Genomic DNA, 18,264 nt, shown 5'->3' with positions numbered 1-18,264 from the left:
GAGGCCCCACCTTTAACGGCTCCCTTGCGCCGCCTTAAGTGCGCCATAAGAACCCCGTCCGCAGCCCGGACCAGCCAATTTGTCCCCTCTCCGCGCGCTAGCGTGCCAACGCGTCCCCCTCCCCCCACCCCCAAGAGGCAGGCTCGAACATGGCAACAACGCACCGCCGTCGCCCCAGCCGGAAGGTCCAACTGATAGGCGGCCTCACCGCCGTCGCCGCCGTAGCCGGAGGCGCCTTCGCACTGGCGGGATCGGCGAGTGCCGCGTCGGTCGGGGCGGTGTACTCCAAGACCAGCGGGTGGGACGGCGGTTACACCGGCCAGTACGAGATCACGAACTCCGCGAGCAGCGCCCTCACCGGCTGGACGCTGAAGTTCGACCTGCCTGCGGGAACGAAGATCAGCTCGCTGTGGAACGGCAGTTACCAGGTGTCGGGCCAGACGGTCACCGTCACCGCGGAGAGCTGGAACGGCACGATCGCCCCCGGCGGCAAAGTCGACGTCGGCTTCGTGACGAGCGCGTCCGGCGCGGCGGGCGACCCCGTCAACTGCCTGATCAACAACGCGAAGTGCTCGGTCTCCGACGGCCCCACGCAGACCCCGACGGGCCACCCGACGCAGACCGCGACCCCCACGGCGACCCCGACCCAGAAGCCCACGCAGACCCCCACCCAGAGCCCGACGCCCACCGCCACCCCGACCCCGACCTCGGGCGGCGGCGGCACCACCGCGTCCAGCGGCTTCGCCCCCTACGTCGACACCTCCCTCTACCCGGCGTACGACCTCGTCGCCGCGTCGAAGGCCAACGGCGTCAAGGAGTTCAACCTCGCCTTCCTCGTGTCCGGCGGCGGCTGCGTCCCCAAGTGGGGCGGCGTCACCGACCTGGGCGGTGACGCGGTGGCCGCGCAGATCGGCGCGCTGCGGGCGGCCGGCGGCGACGTACGCGTATCGTTCGGCGGCGCCAACGGTACGGAGCTGGCCTCGGCGTGCTCCTCGGCGTCGGACCTGGCGGCGGCGTACGGCAAGGCCATCGACCAGTTCAAGCTCACGAAGGTCGACTTCGACGTGGAGGGCGGCGCGCTGCCGGACACCGCGGCCAACACCCGCCGCGCGCAGGCCATCGCCCAACTCCAGAAGAGCCACAGCGGACTTGAGGTCTCGTACACGCTGCCCGCGATGCCGACCGGGCTCACGCAGGACGGCATCAATCTGCTGAGCAACGCCAAGAGCAACGGGGTGGACATCCACGCCGTCAACATCATGGCGATGGACTACGGTTCCTCGTTCAGCGGCGACATGGGCCAGTACGCGATCGACGGCGCGACCGCCACGCAGGCGCAGGTCAAGAGCGTGCTCGGGATCTCCGACGCCGCCGCGTGGAAGAAGATCGCGGTGACGCCGATGATCGGCGTCAACGACGTCGCCACCGAGATCTTCACCGTCGAGGACGCCACGCAGTTGGTGACCTTCGCCAAGTCCAAGGGCCTGGCGTGGCTGTCGATGTGGTCCGCGACCCGCGACAAGCAGTGCGCGGGCGGCGCGCAGAGCTGGGCCGACGCCTCGTGCAGCTCGATCGTGCAGAGCGCGGGCGCCTTCTCCAAGGCGTTCGCCGCGTACACCGGCTGACGGCACGTCACCTGTGAACGCCCCCTGAACCGTGCCTCTCCCACCCCCACGGGAGAGGAGCGCGGAGCGGTACGGACAGCACCCTCGAGCTGTCCGTACCGCTCCTTTTCCGTTCCCTCAGGAAGCCCCGTCCTCCTCCGCGACTCCCTGAAGGACGTTCTCGCGGGCGACGGCCGCGTACCAGTGGGCGCTCTGCTTGGGGATGCGGCGCTGTGTGCCGAAGTCGACGTAGACCGCGCCGAACCGCTTGCTGTAGCCGTACGCCCACTCGAAGTTGTCCATCAGCGACCACAGGAAGTAGCCGCGTACGTCCACGCCGTCGGCGATCGTGCGGTGGATCGCCGCCAGGTGGCTGCGCAGATACGCGATCCGCTCCGGGTCGTTGACCGTGCCCTCGGGCGAGATGTAGTCGTCGTAGGCGGCGCCGTTCTCGGTGACCATCATCGGCAGCCCCGGGTGCTCGCGCGCCACCCGGTGGATCAGGTCGTACAGACCGGTGGCGTCCACCGCCCAGCGCATCGCGGTGGTCTCGCCGGGCGGCAGGTGGAAGGCGACGTGCTCGGAGCCGGGCCACGGCGAGTGGTCGCTGGCGCCGTGCCCGTCGTTGCGGGGCACGTCGGGTCCGTCGGCGCGCTGCTTGCCGTCCGAAACCAGCGTCGGCGTGTAGTAGTTGATGCCCAGCAGGTCGATCGGCCGGGAGATCTCCGCGAGGTCGCCCTCCCGTACCAGCGACTCCCAGTCCACCAAGTGGGCGGTGTCCGCGAGGAGATCGGCCGGGTAGTCGCCGCCGAGGATCGGGCCGAGGAAGACCCGGTTGCCGACCGCGTCGATCCGGCGGGCCGCGTCGAGGTCGCCCGGCGAGGTGGTCAGCGGGCGGATCTGGTGCAGATTGAGGGTGATCGAGGTCTGCGCGGCGGCGGGCAGCGCGGAGCGCAGGGCCCCGATCGCCTTGCCGTGCGCGAGGTTGAGGTGGTGGACGGCCCGCAGCGCCGACTCCGGCTCGGTGCGGCCCGGCGCGTGCACGCCGGAGCCGTAGCCGAGGAAGGCCGAGCACCAGGGCTCGTTGAGGGTCGTCCAGTACGGCACCCGGTCGCCGATCGCGCCGGCCACCAGCGCCGCGTAGTCGGCGAACCGCTCGGCGGTGTCGCGTACCGTCCAGCCGCCGACGTCCTCCAGATCCTGCGGGAGGTCCCAGTGGTAGAGGGTGGCCACCGGCGTGATGCCGCGGTCGAGCAGCTCGTCGGTGAGCGAGCGGTAGAAGTCGAGGCCGCGCTGGACGGCCGGGCCGCGCCCGGTCGGCTGCACGCGCGACCAGGAGACGGAGAACCGGTACGCGCCCAGGCCCAGGTCGGACATGAGCGCGACGTCGTCGCGGAAGCGGTGGTAGTGGTCGGCCGCGATGTCACCCGTGTCCCCGTTGTGGACGCGGCCGGGCGTGTGGCTGAAGGTGTCCCAGATCGAAGGGGTGCGGCCGTCCTCGGCCGCGGCGCCCTCGATCTGGTAGGCGGCGGTGGCCGCCCCCCAGACGAAGCCGGGGGGAAAGCGGAGCGAGGCCGAGACATTGGCGCTCTCGGCGCTCTCGGAGCGGACAGCGGTCATAACGGGGGACTCCAGGGGAATCAGGGGTAAGCGGGGGAGGGGGCCAACAGGACGCTGCTCAGGGGGAGTTCAGGGGAGGCATGGGGGAGTTCACGAAGGGTTCAGCTCTTGACGGCACCTGCCGTGATGCCGCCGACGATGTGCTTGCCGAGGACCGCGAAGACCAGCAGCAGCGGCAGCGTGGCGACCAGCGCGCCCGTCACCACGATCGAGTGGTCGATGGTGTGGTCACCGGAACCCAGACCGGCCAGCGCGACCTGAACCGTCGGGTTCTGCTGGTTGAGCGCGATGAACGGCCAGAAGAAGTCGTTCCACGACTGCACGAACACCAGCATTCCCAGCACGGCCATCGCGGGCCGCGCCACCGGGAACACCACGTGCCAGATGATCCGCAGACTGTGCGCGCCGTCCACCCGCGCCGCCTCGACCAGTTCGATCGGCAGCGCCTCGGACAGGAACTGCCGCATGAAGAACACGCCGAAGGCGGCCACCAGCGACGGCAGGATGACGGACTGGATGTGCCCGACCCAGCCCAGGTTGGTGATGATCTGGTAGAGCGGGATCACGCTGAGCTGCGGCGGGATCGTCATCGTCGCGACCACCAGCATCAGCAGCGCGTTACGGCCGCGGAACTGGAGCTTGGCGAAGGCGAATCCGGCGAGCGTCGCGAACATCACCGTGCTGAACGACACGAAGCCCGCCACGATCGTGGAGTTGATCAGGGCCTTGCCCATGTCGACCTGGTCCCACACGATGTGCAGGTTGTCGATCAGATGGCTGCCGGGCAGCAGCGGCATCGGCGGCGTGACGATCTCGGCGTCCGTGCGCGACGCCGCCACCACCGTCCAGTACAGCGGGAACAGCGAGATCAGCGCCGCGACGACGAGAATCACGTACGCGACCGGGCCCGCGTGCTCCTGCTTGCCCGCCCCGCTCCTGCGCAGGAACCGGCGACGCGGGGGCTTGGGCGGCGGTACGGCGGTGGACCGCCGCGACGGCGCGGCCCCGAACGCTTGCGTTTCGGTTGTCTGTGCCATGAGGTCAGCCCCCGAGCTTCCGGCGGTTGGCCCGCACGATCAACAGTTGGACGGCGCCGATGAGCAGCAGGATCAGCAGCATCACCCAGGCCACGGCGGAGGCCTGGCCCAGCGCACCGGTCGCCCAGCCCTTCTCGTACATGTAGAGGCTCAGCGTCTGGTACTGATGCGCGGAGCCGCCGCTGACGCCGACTCCGCCGCCGTAGATCAGCGGCTCACCGAAGAGCTGTGTGGCGCCGATCGTCGAGACCACGATGGTGAAGAGAATCGTCGGCCGGATCGAGGGGATCGTGACGCTGATGAACTGCCGCCAGCGCGAGGCCCCGTCGAGCGCCGCCGCCTCGTACAGGTCGGATGGCACGGCCTGCATCGCGGCCAGGTAGATCAGCGCGTTGTAGCCGGTCCAGCGCCAGGTCACGATCGCCGAAATGGCGATCTGCGCGGGCCACTTGGACGACTGCCAGTCGAGGTTGTGCACCCCGAAGTGGGCGAGGATCTGGTTGACCATCCCGTAGTCGGGATTGAAGAGCTGGACGAAGACCAGCGACGCCGCCGCGATCGAGGTGGCGTACGGCGCGAGCACCGCGACCCGGAAGAAGCCGCGCGCCCTGAGCTTGAAGTTCAGCAGGTGCGCGAGGCCGAGCGCCATCAGGAGCTGCGGCACGGTCGAGATCACCGCGAGCGAGAAGGTGTTGCGCAGCGCGTTCCAGAAGAACTCGCTGTCCCACAGGCGGGTGTAGTTCCGGAAACCGACCCAACTGGCGTCGCCGCCGAGCTGCACCTGGTTGAAGGAGAGGTAGCCGGTGTAGATCAGCGGAAAGAGGCCGAAGGCCGCGAAGCAGATGAAGAACGGGGCGATGTACGCGTACGGCGACGCCTTGGTGTCCAGCCGGTACAGCCTGGAACGCCAGCCCGGGGGGCGGTGGGCGCCCTTGCCGGGCGAGCGGGGGGCGGCGGGCCGGGACGACGGAGGACTGCCGTCGGACGTCGCCCTGACGGAGGTGGCCACGAGTGGCGTCCTTCCCGTAGGGGTTCGGGCGAGGGTTGTGCGGTGACTGGAGGAGTGCCGCGGTCGTCCGGGGTGGTCCGGCCGCGGATGCGGGGGCGGTACGAGGTGCGGGGAGACGAGGTGCGGGCCGCCCGGCAGGTGGGAGACACTGCCGGGCGGCCCCGTCCGCGCTACTGGTCGATCTTGTCCTTGACCAGCGCCTTCACGTTCGACCACGCCTTTTCGGCCGAGGTGCCGTGCTGCTCCATGTCGAGGATTCCGTTGTCGGTGATGAAGGTCTTCACCTGACCGTCGTACTGGCCGATGGGCGCGGGCTGGATGCTCTCCGCGGTGGCCGAGTAGATCTTGCCGACGGGGGTGTCACCGAAGTACGGGTTCGTCGCGTTCTGCACGGCCGGGTCGGCGAGACCCGCCTTGGTCGACGGGATGTTGCCGTTCTTCGCGAAGACCTTCGCCTGCTGGGCGGGCGCGGTCAGCCAGGCGGCCAGCGCGGTCGCCTCCGCTATGTGCTTGCCGGCCTTGGGCACCGACAGGAAGGAACCGCCCCAGTTGCCGGCCTGCGGCGGCGCGGCGATGTCCCACTTGCCCTGGTTGGCGGGGCCGGCCGAGTCCTTGATGATGCCGATCATCCAGCTCGGGCAGGCCACGGTCGCGAACTTGGAGTTCTTGAACGCCGCGTTCCAGGTGTTGGCGTCGAACTGCCGCAGCTTGTCGGTCAGTCCGTCCTTGACGGCCTCGGTCGCCAGGTCCCACGCCGTCTTCACACCGGGGCTGGTGTCGTAGATCAGCTTGCCGGACGCGTCGGAGTACTGCGTGGTCTGGCTGGAGACCACCGCGTTGAACAGGCCGCTGCCGGAGTCGGTGAAGGCCACACCCGAGGGCGCATTCGCCTTGAACTCCTTGCCGACGGCCAGGAACTTCGACCAGTCACCGGCCCACTTGGCCGCGACCGCGTCGCGGTTGTCGGGCAGACCCGCGGCCTTGAAGAGGTCCTTGCGGTAGCAGACCGCCATCGGGCCGATGTCGGTGCCCAGGCCGATCACCGAACCGTCAGTGGTGGTGGCCTGCTTCTCCTTGTAGTCCAGCCAGTCGCCGACGTTGACGCCCTTGGCCTTGCCCAGGTCCACGAACTTCGACGCCAGCGTCGGGCCGGTGGCCTCGGCGATGTAGCCGATCTCGATGGCCTGGATGTCGGAGAGGCCGCTGCCCTGGGAGAGGTGGAGCTTCAGGGCGTCCCAGTACTGCTGCCCGTCGGCGACGTTGTCCTCGACGATCGTGATGTTGGGGTGCAGCTTGTGGTACTCGGAGAAGAGGGCCGCGCCCGTCTTGTCGTCGTAGCCGAACGATCCGAAGTCACCGACGTGCAGCGTGATCTTCTCGGTCGAGGAGGCGGTGCTCCCGTTGCCCGAGTCCTTGCTCTTGCTGTCGCTGCTGCATCCGGTGATCAGGGTCGCGCAGGTCGCGAGACCCGCGACCGCGATGACTGCGGCCTTGCGGGTTCTGCCGGAAGTGCGCATTCCACTCTCCTTGTCAGGGTGGGTCTGGCGTGCGGTGGTGCGAGTGAGGGTGTGGGAGCGCTCCCACTAAGCTTGCCGGAACAATCCGGCCTCGGAGGGGTCAGTGTCAAGATGTGAAGTCGATTTCGTTGCCGGAACGTGTCCGGACCGGACCGATGGTCACTTCTTGAACGGATCGGACGCCGCGGGGCGGGTACGGTGAACACAGCGTGGGAGCGCTCTCAAGAGATCCTGCTGTCCAGAGCGGGCCGGGCGCTAAGGTGGCGCGACAGTGGAGCACAGGAGGCGGAAGTGGCCATGAACGGGCGGCACAGCGGACGGCCCACCCTGGAAGAGGTGGCTGTACGCGCCGGGGTGGGACGCGGCACGGTCTCGCGCGTCATCAACGGGTCGCCGCGGGTCAGCGACCGCGCGAAGGCCGCGGTCGAGGCCGCCATCGCCGAACTGGGGTACGTGCCCAACCGCGCGGCCCGCGCGCTGGCCGGAAATCGCACCGACGCGATCGCTCTGGTCATCCCCGAGCCGGAGACGCGGCTCTTCGCCGAGCCGTACTTCTCCGACATCATCCGGGGGATCGGGGCGGAGCTGGCCGACACCGACATGCAGCTCCTGCTCACGCTGATCCGTACGCCCAAGGAGCGGGCCCGTTTCGGCCAGTACCTGGCCGCGCACCGCGTGGACGGCGTCCTGCTGGTCTCCGTCCACGAGGACGATCCGCTGCCCGACCTTCTCGAACAGCTCGACATGCCCGCCGTTCTGAACGGGCGGCGCAGTGACCTGGAATCCGTCTCGTACGTGGACGCCGACAACGTCGGCGGCGCGCGTGCCGCCGTCGCCCACCTCTTCGCCCGCGGGCGGCGGGCCGTCGCGACGATCACCGGGCCGCCGGACATGTACGTGGCCCGCTGTCGCCTCGACGGGTATCGGCAGGCCGTGGAGGCGGCGGGGATTTCCGCCGGGGGTTCCTCGGGGGGCTCCTCGGACTCGGAGCTCGTCGCCCGGGGCGACTTCACCGAGGAGGGCGGGCGGCGGGCCATGCGCGAGCTGCTCGCGCGGCGGCCGGACATCGACGCCGTTTTCGCCGCCTCCGACCTCATGGCGGCCGGCGCGCGGCAGGTGCTGCGCGAGTCGGGGCGGATTGTGCCGACCGATGTCGCGCTCGTCGGTTTCGAGGACTCGGCCATCGCGCGCCACATGGATCCGGCGCTCACCAGTGTTCGGCAGCCGACGGAGGAGATGGGGCGCACGATGGCGCGGGTGCTTCTGGAGGAGATCGCTGAGCGGGATTCGGTGCGACGCCATGTCGTTCTGGCCACTGAGCTCATTCAACGCGACTCTGTTTAGGGCTCGTTGTCTTGTCTTTCCCGCCCGCCCACCCGTGCGGGTGTTTTCTTCGTCTGCGGGTGCCGCTTGTGCCTGGGTCGGTGCCGGTCCGGGGCACCTCCTCGAAATGCGGCTACCTGGTCGTGGGTATCCGGTGCCCTTCTTGTCACCGCATTTCTGCGGGGGCACCCCGGCCCGTCCCCTCCCGGTACGTCGGCGTCCGCCTGTCCGGTGGGGGTTGCCGGGGAGGGTAGGGGGTTCTTTCGGCGGGCCGCCCTGCGCCGGTGCCCCCTCCCGATGAGTCGGAATGCTCGGGCCCTTCCTCCAAGAGCCCAACGAAGCCCTTGCCACCCCCACTCCCCAGCACCCGCACCCCCCGCCCACCCGGCTGGACGTCGGGTGGCTCGGGTCCAGGGCTCCCACCCACCCCGGCTGGACGTCAGGTGGCGCAGGGCCCGGCCCCCCCCCCACCCCCTCCCCCCCCAGCCACAGCGGACAGGCGGGCGCCGGCGGACCGGAGGGGACGGTGCGGGGTGCCCCCGCAGGGGGACGAACAGGCAAGGGGCTGGACGTTTTCGAAGTGGGTGCACGTTCGTCGCCCGAGGAGGTGCCCCGGGCCGGGACCGACCAGGCACAAGCGGCACCCGCAGACGAAGAAAGCACCCGCACGGGTGGGCGGGCGGGAAAGACAGGACGGAGGAAGGACAGGACGTGAAGAAGCGGACGGCGGTTTACGGGGAAGTGGCGACAGAGCTGGCGCTGAGAAGTGACGCGGAACTGCGCGAGCTCGTGGAAAGGGGTGAACCCCTCGGAGAAGGAATCGGCGGACACACCTCAAAGGTGCTCCTCGCGGGAACCCCCGTCTTCGTGAAGGAGATCCGCCTCACCGACCTCGAAAGGCGCCCGGAGAACACCCACTCGACGGCGAACGTATTCGACCTCCCGGCGTTCTGCCACTACGGCATCGCCACCCCCGGCTTCGGCGCCTGGCGCGAACTGGCCGTCCATGCCATGACGACGAACTGGGTCCTGGCGGGAGAGCACGACGGTTTCCCCGTGACGTATCACTGGCGGGTGCTGCCGAGCACGAGAAGGCCCCTGCCGAAGGAGCTGGCCGACGTGGAGGCGGCGGTGGCGTACTGGGGCGGCAGCCCCGGAATGAGGCGCCGCATCGAGGGTGTGCGGGACGCGACGGCGAGCGCGGTGGTCTTCATGGAGTACATCCCGCAGAATTTGCAGAATTGGCTGCGGAACCGTCTCGCGGAGGCGGACGAGGCGACGACGGAACGCGTCTGCGAGTGGATCGAGCGCGAGCTGCTGGACGGCGCGGAATTCATGAACGACCGCGAACTGCTGCATTTCGACGCGCACTTCGAGAATATCCTGACCGACGGCCACCGCCTGTACTTCGCGGATTACGGCCTGGCGGTGTCGACCAGGTTCGAACTGTCGTCGGCGGAGGCCGAGTTCTACGAGCGGCACCGGACGTACGACCGCGATTACATCCGTACGCACTTGGTGCGCTGGCTGGAGCGCAATACGGGGAAGGTCCCGGCTCCGGTGCTGGCCCGGCACGGGCAGTTGGCCGAGGAGATGGGGGAGTGGCACAGGGCGTTGCAGACGGAGAGCCGGGAGACGCCGTATCCGGTTCAGTCGGCGGGCCGCCATCTGACGCGGTAGTCGACGCCGTCGGGGCGGTAGCGGGGGCCGGGGGTGGAGCGCCACTGGGCGGTCAGGACGCGCGGCTCGGCGGGGGTGTCGCGGTGGGGGAGGAGCAGTGCGGTGAGTTCGTCGTAGCGGGCGTCGACGCCGCCCGTGCCGGGGTGGGTGTCGGGCTCGGCCGTGCCGGCCTCGTAGCGGGCGTGCCAGGCCGCGAAGAGGGCCCACCGCTCGCGCTCCAGGACGAGTTGGGCGGCGCCGACGGGCCACACGGCGTAGGTGTCCTCGTACACGAGCCGGAAGTAGTGCGGCTCCCCTTCGACCTCGGCGAGGCCGAAAATCGGGGCGTCGTATCGGTCCAATTCGGCAAAGACCCGCTCGAATCCCTCGCCGATCAGCTCCTGTTCATCCCAGATCTCGGCCATGAACGGAGGCTACGACCTCGGGCCGCCGAGGCGCGTACGTTTCTTGAACGCGGGCCCTCGTACGCGCTCTCAGAACGCGCTGCCGACGCCGTTCACCGCCGCCACAGGCGGCGCCACACCGGCACTCCCGGCGCGGCGCGGGAGGGCGACGACAGCACCACGCGGTCCGGTGTCGGCGGGGCGGGGACGGCTGCGTCCGGGACGTCGGGCAGCTCCAACTCCGGTACGGCGAGGTGGTGGTGAGGGTGTTCCTGGCGGTGGCCGGAGGACGCAGCGGGGCGGTGGCACCGGGCGATGAGGAGTTCTCCGTGGACGTCGGCGACCTCCCGCACCCGGTCGCGTACGTACGCGTACAACTCGCCGAGCGTGATCAGCCCGTCGCGGTCGCCGTCCGCCTCGCCCGTCCGCAGGCCGTGCGCCAGTGCATGGGTGAGGCCCGCCGTGCACCGAATACGTTCAGGAACACGCTCCCGGAGACGTTTCGGGACCGCGTTCGCCGGGATCGGTTCAGGCCGCGTCCTCGGGCGCGGTCGGGCGGCAGGCGAGGATCTGGTCGACGCCCATGCGGTTCTCCCCGAAGGACAGGGCGCTGCCGATGAGGTAGAGCCGCCACACGCGGGCGGTCTCCTCGCCGACGAGGGCGACGAATTCGGCCCAGCGGTCCTCCAGCGTGCGGTGCCAGGCCAGGATGGTGCGGACGTAGTGCTCGCGCATCGCGGTGACGGACCGCACTTCGAGACCGGCCTGTTCGAGCAGGCCGACGGTCTCGCCTAGCGGGCGCATGTGCATGTCGGCGGCGATGTAGGTCTCGATGAAGGCGCCGCCGCCCGGCGCGTTCCGGCCGCGTGACATCTGCTGGACCATCACCCGGCCGCCCGGCCTGAGCCGGTCGTGCAGGGCCGCGGCGAAGGCCGGGTACTCGGCGTCGCCGACGTGCTCGCCCATCTCGATGGTGGCCACGGCGTCGTAGCCGCCGCCCCGGATGTCGCGGTAGTCGCGGCACTCCACGTCGACCAGGTCGCTGAGCCCGCGCGCCTTCACCTCCTGTCGTACGTACGCCGCTTGCTCGGCCGCGAGGGTGACGGCGGTGACGCGGGCGCCGTACCGCTCGGCGGCGTGCAGGGTCAACGAGCCCCAGCCGCAGCCGATGTCGAGCAGCCGGGCCTCGGGCCCGAGCCCCAACCGCGTGCAGATCAGGTCGAGTTTGTCGCGCTGCGCGTCGGCGGACGTGTAGTCGGGGGCGTCGCTGGTCCACCAACCGCAGGAGTACGCCATCGTCTCGTCGAGCAGCAGCGCGTAGAAGTCGTTCGACAGGTCGTAGTGGTGGTGGATCGCGGCCCGGTCGCGGTCCTTGCTGTGCAGGCGTCCGCTCAGCCGCGCCGGCGCCCCCGGCGGCGCGGGGCGCGGCCCGATCGCGCCGATCCGTACCGCCGCCGCCAGCGCGCGTGCCCGGTCGGCCGCCGACAGCCGGGCGGGCCGCAGCTTCTGCTGCCGGATGGCCGCCCACACCGTGCGCAGGGCCTCCCCGACATCGCCCTCGACGTCGATCTCCCCGGCCACGTACGCCTCCGCGAGGCCCAGCTCGCCGGGCTGCCAGACCAGCCGCCGCAGCGCCCGCCGCCGCCGTACGACCACCAGCGGTCCGTCGCCCGAGCCCAGCTCGCTCCCGTCCCACAGCCGCACCCGCAGCGGCGGTTCCCCGCCGAGCGCCTGGTCCAGGTGGGGGCGCAGCCGGTCGGCCGCGGTGGGTGTCACGGAGGGCATGGACGCGCTCGCTTTCCGCGGTGCCGCCCGGTGAGGCGGCGGCTCCGCTGTGCTGTTCCGGGCTGTGCCGGGCTGTTCCGGTCGGGGCTCTCACCCTGTATTCGGCGCGGTACGGCGTACGGATTGGCGCGGGTGCCGCCCGTCTGCCGGGGGCTGTCGCACGGCTGTCGCACGGATGTCGCGCGGCGGCGTGCGGGCCTCGGCGGGATTGTCGTTCCCCTCGGATACGTTGCCGCCATGGCTGAATTCGTACTGGTCGCGGGGGCGTGGCTCGGCGCGTGGGCGTGGGACGAGGTGGTGCCCGAGCTGCGGGCGGCCGGGCACGGCGTCCATCCGCTGACGCTGTCGGGGCTCGCCGAGAAGCGAGGCGCCGCGCCGGACGCCGGGCAGCGGACGCATGTCGAGGACATCGTGGCCGAGGTGGAGCGGCTCGATTCGCGGGACGTGGTCCTGGTCGGACACAGCTACTCGGGGATTCCGGTCGGCCAGGCCGCCGGGCGGATCGGCGACCGGCTGGCCCGTATGGTCCTGGTCGACTCCGAAGTGCCGGTCGAGGGCGGGTCGTTCGCGTCCGGCTGGTGGGAGGGGCAGGCCAGATTCGAGGCGATCCTGGCCGAGGGGGACGGCTTCTGGCCGCCGCCCGCCGCCGGGGAGTTCGAGGGCCAGGGCCTGACCGACGAGCAGATCGCCCGGCTCGTCGCGGGCGCGACCCCGCATCCGGCTGCCTCGCTCACCGAGCCCGCCGCGCTGTCCCGCCCGCTCGCCGACCTCCCGACGACGTACATCAAGTGCCTTCTGGACGGCCCGGAGCCGAACAGCGACGTGGCCGCGCTCCTGGACGGCAAGCGGTGGCGGCTGGTGGAGATGAACACCGGGCACTGGCCGATGTTCTCCGAGCCACGCCAGCTCGCCGCGATCCTGGGGGCCGAGACCGCCCCCTGATCCCTGCCGGGCGCGCGTGGGCCTCGGGCCCGCGCGGGTGTCGGGCCCACTCGCTCCGGGGCCGTCCTACGCCTGCGGCACCATCACGTCCGCCGGGATACGGCGGCGGACGTCCGCGAGCAGATTCCGCATCGCCATGCGGAAGACCTCGGCCTGGTGCTCGCCGAGGAACGAGGTGTGCCCGAAGACCTCCAGGACCACCTGCCCGTGCAGGCGGCCCCACGCCTCCATGAGGAGAGCGACCGCCGGCGGGGGCAGCTCTCCCGGGCCCTCCGGCGGCAGCCGGTCCAGGTGCGCCAGGAGCCGGGGCGAGAGCGCGGGGACGTCGGCCGCCGCGAGCTGCGCGGTGCTGAAGCCGTCGAACAGTTCGCGCTGGAAGAGCACGCTCATCCGGCGGTTGGCCTGGGTGGTGATGCCGTCGTGCGGGGCCGCGTACCCCCGCAGCGGTGTCCCGTAGAGGAGTTGGTACCGCTCGGGGTGGGCGATGGCCCAGTGGCGGTAGCCCTCGGCCGCGACCACCAGGCGCGGCAGATCCGGCCAGTCCGCCGCCGCTCGGTCGAGCGCGGCACGTACGGCGGCGGTCAGGTCGTCGTACGCCTTGGTGACGAGCACGGTGACGAGGGCGTCCCGGCTCGGGAAGTAGTGGTAGAGCGCCTGCACGGTCATGCCCAGGCCGCGGGCTATCGCGCGCATCGACAGGCCCTCGGGGCCGTTCTCCCCGATCAGGTGTTCGGCGGCGTCCAGGATCTCCTGCGTCGCCGCCGCGCGCCGCCGTTCACGCAGAGAGGGCGCGGCGGGCGCGGAGGGCGGGGACGACGGTGGCGGCGGCGTTGCTGGTGTCGGCGGTATTCGCGGTGCCGGCGGTGCCGTCCGTGGTGTCGGCGGTGTTGTCGGCTTGGAGACGTCCGGTGGCGCTGGCGGGTGTTCCTCAGCGGGCATGCGCCCACCCTACGACGGCTTCCTTGGCGTGTATCCGGAATTTGAACACTGTCAGGTAAATCTCGCACTGCCAAAGTCTGTTGTGTGCTGTCTACGTTCGTCACGGCGACGTCACTCCCGTCGCATCCGCCGCACGGCGCGACTCCGCGGGCCCCGCACACCCGCGACTGCGCCGGTACGCGCGTCCAGAAGGCCCGCAAGTCCGCAGAGGAGATCTCGCGTGTTCGAACGCATAGCCGAACTGGCGATCCGCCGGTCCCGGCTGGTACTCATCGTCGCCATCGTGGCGACGGCCGTCATGGGTGCCGTGGGTGCTGGCGCCTTCACCAAGCTACTGGGCGGCGGCTTCGACGATCCAGCTTCCCAGTCCACCCGGGCACGCGACCTCATCGACAAGAGATTCGGCGGCGAGACGAATCTGGTGCTGCTCGTCCGCACCGCGGACGGCCGTATCGCCGACGGCCGCGTGGACGCCCCGGCGGCCGAGCGGAACGGGCGGGCCCTGGTCGCCGAGCTGAAGAGCGAGAAGACGCTGGCGAACGTCGTCTCGTACTGGGACACGCGGAGCACCGAACTGCGGTCCAAGGACGGCCGCGAGGCCATGGTGCTCGCCCACGTCAAGGGCGACCCGACGCAGCAGCAGAAGAACGCCGAGAAGCTTCTCGACCACTTCGGCGGTACGTACAAGGACGCGCTCACGGTCCGGGCCGGCGGTGTGGCCGCCGTCGGCAACGACATGGCGACGCAGGTCGTCAAGGACCTCGAACTGGCCGAGCTGATCGCGATCCCGCTGACCCTCGTCCTGCTGCTGTTCGTCTTCGGCAGCGCGGTGGCCGCCCTGCTGCCGCTGGCCATCGCGGTCATCGCCATCCTCGGCTCGTTCGCCGAGCTGTCCCTGCTCGCGGACGTCACCAGCGTCTCGAACACGGCGACCAATCTCACCACGGCCCTCGGCCTCGGACTGGGCATCGACTACGGCCTGTTGATGATCAGCCGGTTCAGGGAGCAGCTCGCGACGGGCGCGAGCGTGGACGACGCAGTCCGCCGGACCGTCCACACCGCGGGCCGCACCGTCGCGTTCTCCGCGGCGACCGTGGCCGCCGCGCTCGCCGCGCTCCTGGTCTTCCCGCAGTACTTCCTGCGCTCGTTCGGCTTCGCGGGCGTCGGGGTCGTCGCCATCGCGGCCGTCAGCGCACTGTTCGTCATGCCGCCGCTGCTCGTCGTCCTGGGCCACCGGGTCAACAGCGGGCGGATGCCCTGGATGAAGGCCGCGAGCGCCGCGAGCGCCGCGAAGGCTGTGAGTTCCGCGAGCGCCGCGAAGGCCGTGAATTCCGCCAGCTCCACGGATTCCACGGATTCCGCCGACTCCACCGCCCGCGTCTCCGTGTGGGCGCGGCTGGCCCGTACCTCCATGCGGCGGCCCGCGCTCACCGCGCTGCCCGTGCTCGTGGTCCTACTGGCGGCGGCGAGCCCCCTGCTGGGCATCGTCTTCGGCACCCCGGACGAGCGCGTGCTGCCCAAGGACGCCGAGAGCCGCCAGGTCTCCGCGACGCTCAGGAGCGACTTCACCGGCAGCGACGACTCCGCCCTCCAGATCGTCTTCGGCCAGGCCGTGGACAAGGGCCCCCTGGGGTCGTACGCGCAGCGGCTGTCGCAGCTCAAGGGTGTCGTACGGGTCGAGACCAGCACCGGAACCTACGCCGACGGGCAGGCTTCCGCCGCCGGGCCGGGCAGCGCCAACCTCGGCCGCCCCGACGGGCAGCGGATCAGCGTGACCAGCTCCCTGACGCCGAGGTCGGACGCGGCCCAGGACCTGGTCGGCGCGGTACGGGACCTCGCGCCGCCCGCCGGAACGCACCCGCTGGTCGGCGGCACCGACGCCGAACTGGTCGATACCCGGCACTCCATCGGCGGCCAACTCCCGCTCGCCATCGGCCTGGTCGTCCTCACCACCTTCATCCTGCTCTTCCTGTTCACCGGCAGCGTCGTGCAGCCGCTGCGCGCCCTGCTGCTCAACGCGATCACCCTGGTGGCGACCCTCGGCGTCATGACGTGGATCTTCCAGGACGGCCATCTCTCCTCCCTGCTCGGCTTCACCGCGCAGCCGATGGAGATGTCGATGACCGTGCTGATGTTCTGCATCGTCTTCGGACTCTCGATGGACTACGAGGTCTTCGTCACCAGCCGGATCAAGGAACTCCACGACCAGGGCGAGGACACCGAGTCGGCCGTCGTCAACGGCCTCGGGCACACCGGGCGCATCGTCACCGCGGCGGCCTGCCTGCTGGCCGTGAGCTTCTTCGCCTTCGGCACGGCCAAGCTCAGCTTCATGCAGATGTTCGGCCTCGGCAGCGGACTGGCCATCCTCATCGACGCCGTCGCCATCCGCGGTGTCCTCGTCCCCGCCGCGATGCGCCTGCTCGGCGGATCGGCCTGGTACGCGCCGGGCTTCCTGCGCAGATTCCACGACCGGTTCGGGCTCAGCGAGGGCGAGCCGGCCTCCGGTCCCGACCTGGACCGCGAGCCGGTCGCCTCGCAGAGGTGATCGAGCGGGCCCCGCGGCCCCGGTGCCTGTGACGGCCTCCGCCCTTTCCCGGGCGGGGGCCGTGACGCGTGCCCGGACCCGTCCGCCGCCGCCCCCCACCCGGCGGATCTGTGTGCGATGCCTTGACGCCCCCGCCGTTCCGCCCGACACTCCATTCGCACGCAGCTCTGAGAGCGCTCTCAGGATTCCCGACATGTCATGCCCGCATCACGCATATCGAGTACGGCACCACGGGCGGCGGGTCGCGCACGAGCAGGACGGACCACGTACCACGGACCACGCGCCACAGCTCACGCTCAGCGTCCCGCCCCCACGGCAGCTGTCCCCCCACGACCGAAAGGCAGCACCTGCCCATGACGACACCCCCTCCATCGGCCGCCCGCCGCTTCGTCAGCGGACGTCCCACGGCCGTGCTCAGCGCCCTGCTCCTCCTCGTGACCGGCATCACCGGCCTTGTGCTGTCCGGCGGTTCGGCGTCGGCGGCCGTTCCCGGACCCGCGGCGGGCTGGACGACCGTGTTCAGCGACGACTTCAACGGGGCGGCGGGCAGCGGCCTCAACCGGTCCAACTGGCTCTACGACATCGGCACGAGCTACCCCGGCGGCGCGGGCAACTGGGGCACCGGCGAGATCGAGACCTCCACCGACTCGACGCAGAACGTCTACCAGGACGGCTCCGGCCACATGGTGATCAAGCCGGTCAAGGACGCCTCGGGGCACTGGACTTCGGGCCGCGTCGAGACGCAGCGCACGGACTTCGCGGCCCCCGCGGGCGGTCAGCTCGAAATCAGCGCCTCGATCCAGCAGCCCAACCCCCAGAGCGGGCTCGGCTATTGGCCCGCATTCTGGGCGATGGGCGCCGCCGCCCGCCCGGTCAGCGCCACCAACTGGCCCAGCATCGGCGAGATCGACATCATGGAGGACGTCAACGCCCTCAGTAAGCACTCCACCACCTTCCACTGCGGGCAGTGGGCGGGCGAGTGCCACGACCCCGACGGCATCACCAGCGACCTCCAGCCGTGCGCCGGTTGCCAGACCGGCTTCCACAAGTACTCGGCCGTCATCGACCGCACCAACACCTCCGCCGAGCAGCTCCGCTTCTACCTCGACGGCAATCTGACCTACACCGTCAACGAGAACCAGGTCTCCGTCGCCACCTGGCAGGCCGCCGTCGACCACGGCTTCTTCGCCATCTTCGACGTCGCCATCGGCGGCTCGTACCCCAACAAGGTCTGCGGCTGCACCTCCCCGTCCGCCGACATCAGCTCCGGCGCGGGCATGAGCGTCGACTGGTTCGCCGTGTACCAGACGACCGGCGGCAGCAGCGGCACGGTCGGCGGCACGAACAACGGCGGTACGTCGTCCGGTACGAGCACGGGTACGAGCTCCGGTACGAGTTCCGGCACCAGCTCCGGGACGAGTTCCGGTACGAGTTCCGGCACCAGCTCCGGTTCGAGCGCGGGCAGTACGGGCGGCAGCACCACCACGCCCGACTACACCGCCGGTGTCACCTCCACCAGTTCCACGCAGGCCCGCATCTCCTTCACCCCGACCACCCCGGCCGCCTACGTCGATGTCCACTACCTCGTCAACGGCGCGGGTCAGCAGAATTTCCGCATGACCAACTCCTCCGGCACCTGGACCCAGACCGTCAACGGCCTCTCCACCGGCAGCGTTCTCACGTACTGGTTCACGTACGAGAAGAACGGCCCCCAGTACGACTCCCCGCACTACACGTTCACCCAGGGGTCCTGACCCTCGGCCCGCGTGCCTGCTTCGGCTGCGCCTGCTTCGGCTGCGCCTGCTTCGGCTGCGCCTGCTTCGGCTGCGCCTGCTTCGGCTGCGCCTGCTTCGGCTGCGCCTGCTTCGGCTGCGCCTGCT

The 18,264-nt window shown here is 70.5% G+C and carries 14 protein-coding genes; 6 read left to right on the top strand and 8 right to left on the bottom strand.

The window, feature by feature from the left end; all coding sequences use genetic code 11:
- Positions 1-149 precede the first annotated feature (149 nt).
- Positions 150-1,625 (top strand): cellulose binding domain-containing protein, encoded by a 1,476-nt coding sequence (locus ACIQCJ_RS30550; RefSeq protein ID WP_402713147.1) that lies wholly within the window; start codon positions 150-152, stop codon positions 1,623-1,625.
- A gap of 117 nt (positions 1,626-1,742) precedes the next feature.
- Here the strand turns inward: ACIQCJ_RS30550 and ACIQCJ_RS30545 are convergent, their stop codons facing one another.
- From ACIQCJ_RS30545 to ACIQCJ_RS30530, 4 genes are all read right to left on the bottom strand, one after another.
- Positions 1,743-3,224 carry a beta-glucosidase gene (locus tag ACIQCJ_RS30545; protein WP_355336938.1) on the bottom strand — a complete coding sequence of 494 codons (1,482 nt, stop codon included), beginning with the start codon at positions 3,222-3,224 and terminating at the stop codon, positions 1,743-1,745.
- Between the two features lie 101 nt (positions 3,225-3,325).
- Positions 3,326-4,261: a carbohydrate ABC transporter permease gene (locus tag ACIQCJ_RS30540; protein ID WP_188280271.1), complete on the bottom strand. Its 936-nt coding sequence runs from the start codon at positions 4,259-4,261 to the stop codon at positions 3,326-3,328.
- A gap of 4 nt (positions 4,262-4,265) precedes the next feature.
- Positions 4,266-5,270 (bottom strand): sugar ABC transporter permease, encoded by a 1,005-nt coding sequence (locus ACIQCJ_RS30535; protein ID WP_355336942.1) that lies wholly within the window; start codon positions 5,268-5,270, stop codon positions 4,266-4,268.
- Between the two features lie 170 nt (positions 5,271-5,440).
- The gene (locus ACIQCJ_RS30530) at positions 5,441-6,787 is read right to left on the bottom strand and encodes an ABC transporter substrate-binding protein (protein WP_402713146.1); all 1,347 of its coding nucleotides are present in this window, start codon (positions 6,785-6,787) and stop codon (positions 5,441-5,443) included.
- A 297-nt stretch (positions 6,788-7,084) separates the two neighbouring features.
- On the opposite strand from ACIQCJ_RS30530, the gene ACIQCJ_RS30525 reads away from it, so the two are divergent.
- Both ACIQCJ_RS30525 and ACIQCJ_RS30520 read left to right on the top strand, forming a co-directional pair.
- A complete protein-coding gene (locus ACIQCJ_RS30525) occupies positions 7,085-8,131 on the top strand; it encodes a LacI family DNA-binding transcriptional regulator (RefSeq protein ID WP_401715871.1) in 1,047 nt (348 codons plus the stop codon).
- Positions 8,132-8,950: 819 nt separating this feature from the next.
- Positions 8,951-9,790 (top strand): protein kinase family protein, encoded by an 840-nt coding sequence (locus ACIQCJ_RS30520; protein ID WP_402713145.1) that lies wholly within the window; start codon positions 8,951-8,953, stop codon positions 9,788-9,790.
- On the opposite strand, the gene ACIQCJ_RS30515 is transcribed toward ACIQCJ_RS30520, so the two are convergent.
- The 3 genes from ACIQCJ_RS30515 to ACIQCJ_RS30505 form a co-directional block, all read right to left on the bottom strand.
- Positions 9,760-10,194, bottom strand: coding sequence for a hypothetical protein (locus ACIQCJ_RS30515; protein ID WP_402713144.1), 435 nt, complete (start codon positions 10,192-10,194; stop codon positions 9,760-9,762). The two genes, ACIQCJ_RS30520 and ACIQCJ_RS30515, sit on opposite strands and share 31 nt — an antisense overlap.
- Before the next feature lie 92 nt (positions 10,195-10,286).
- Positions 10,287-10,550 carry a hypothetical protein gene (locus ACIQCJ_RS30510; protein WP_402713143.1) on the bottom strand — a complete coding sequence of 88 codons (264 nt, stop codon included), beginning with the start codon at positions 10,548-10,550 and terminating at the stop codon, positions 10,287-10,289.
- A 151-nt stretch (positions 10,551-10,701) separates the two neighbouring features.
- Positions 10,702-11,958 carry a class I SAM-dependent methyltransferase gene (locus ACIQCJ_RS30505; protein ID WP_402713142.1) on the bottom strand — a complete coding sequence of 419 codons (1,257 nt, stop codon included), beginning with the start codon at positions 11,956-11,958 and terminating at the stop codon, positions 10,702-10,704.
- 237 nt (positions 11,959-12,195) lie between these two features.
- Between ACIQCJ_RS30505 and ACIQCJ_RS30500 the strand changes: the two genes are divergently transcribed.
- Positions 12,196-12,900, top strand: coding sequence for an alpha/beta hydrolase (locus tag ACIQCJ_RS30500; RefSeq protein WP_355336952.1), 705 nt, complete (start codon positions 12,196-12,198; stop codon positions 12,898-12,900).
- Between the two features lie 66 nt (positions 12,901-12,966).
- On the opposite strand, the gene ACIQCJ_RS30495 is transcribed toward ACIQCJ_RS30500, so the two are convergent.
- Positions 12,967-13,839 (bottom strand): TetR/AcrR family transcriptional regulator, encoded by an 873-nt coding sequence (locus ACIQCJ_RS30495; protein WP_402713141.1) that lies wholly within the window; start codon positions 13,837-13,839, stop codon positions 12,967-12,969.
- Between the two features lie 220 nt (positions 13,840-14,059).
- Between ACIQCJ_RS30495 and ACIQCJ_RS30490 the strand changes: the two genes are divergently transcribed.
- Together ACIQCJ_RS30490 and ACIQCJ_RS30485 are read left to right on the top strand one after the other, a co-directional pair.
- A complete protein-coding gene (locus tag ACIQCJ_RS30490) occupies positions 14,060-16,384 on the top strand; it encodes an MMPL family transporter (RefSeq protein WP_402713140.1) in 2,325 nt (774 codons plus the stop codon).
- Positions 16,385-16,737: 353 nt separating this feature from the next.
- Complete coding sequence (locus ACIQCJ_RS30485) at positions 16,738-18,138, top strand: glycoside hydrolase family 16 protein (RefSeq protein ID WP_402713139.1); 1,401 nt, start codon at positions 16,738-16,740, stop codon at positions 18,136-18,138.
- Positions 18,139-18,264: the final 126 nt, after the last annotated feature.

Source organism: Streptomyces sp. NPDC093221 (assembly GCF_044753885.1).
Lineage (GTDB): Bacteria > Actinomycetota > Actinomycetes > Streptomycetales > Streptomycetaceae > Actinacidiphila.
The sequence above is the reverse complement of the archived record's forward strand: the minus strand, read 5'-3'. Positions and strand labels throughout refer to the sequence as shown.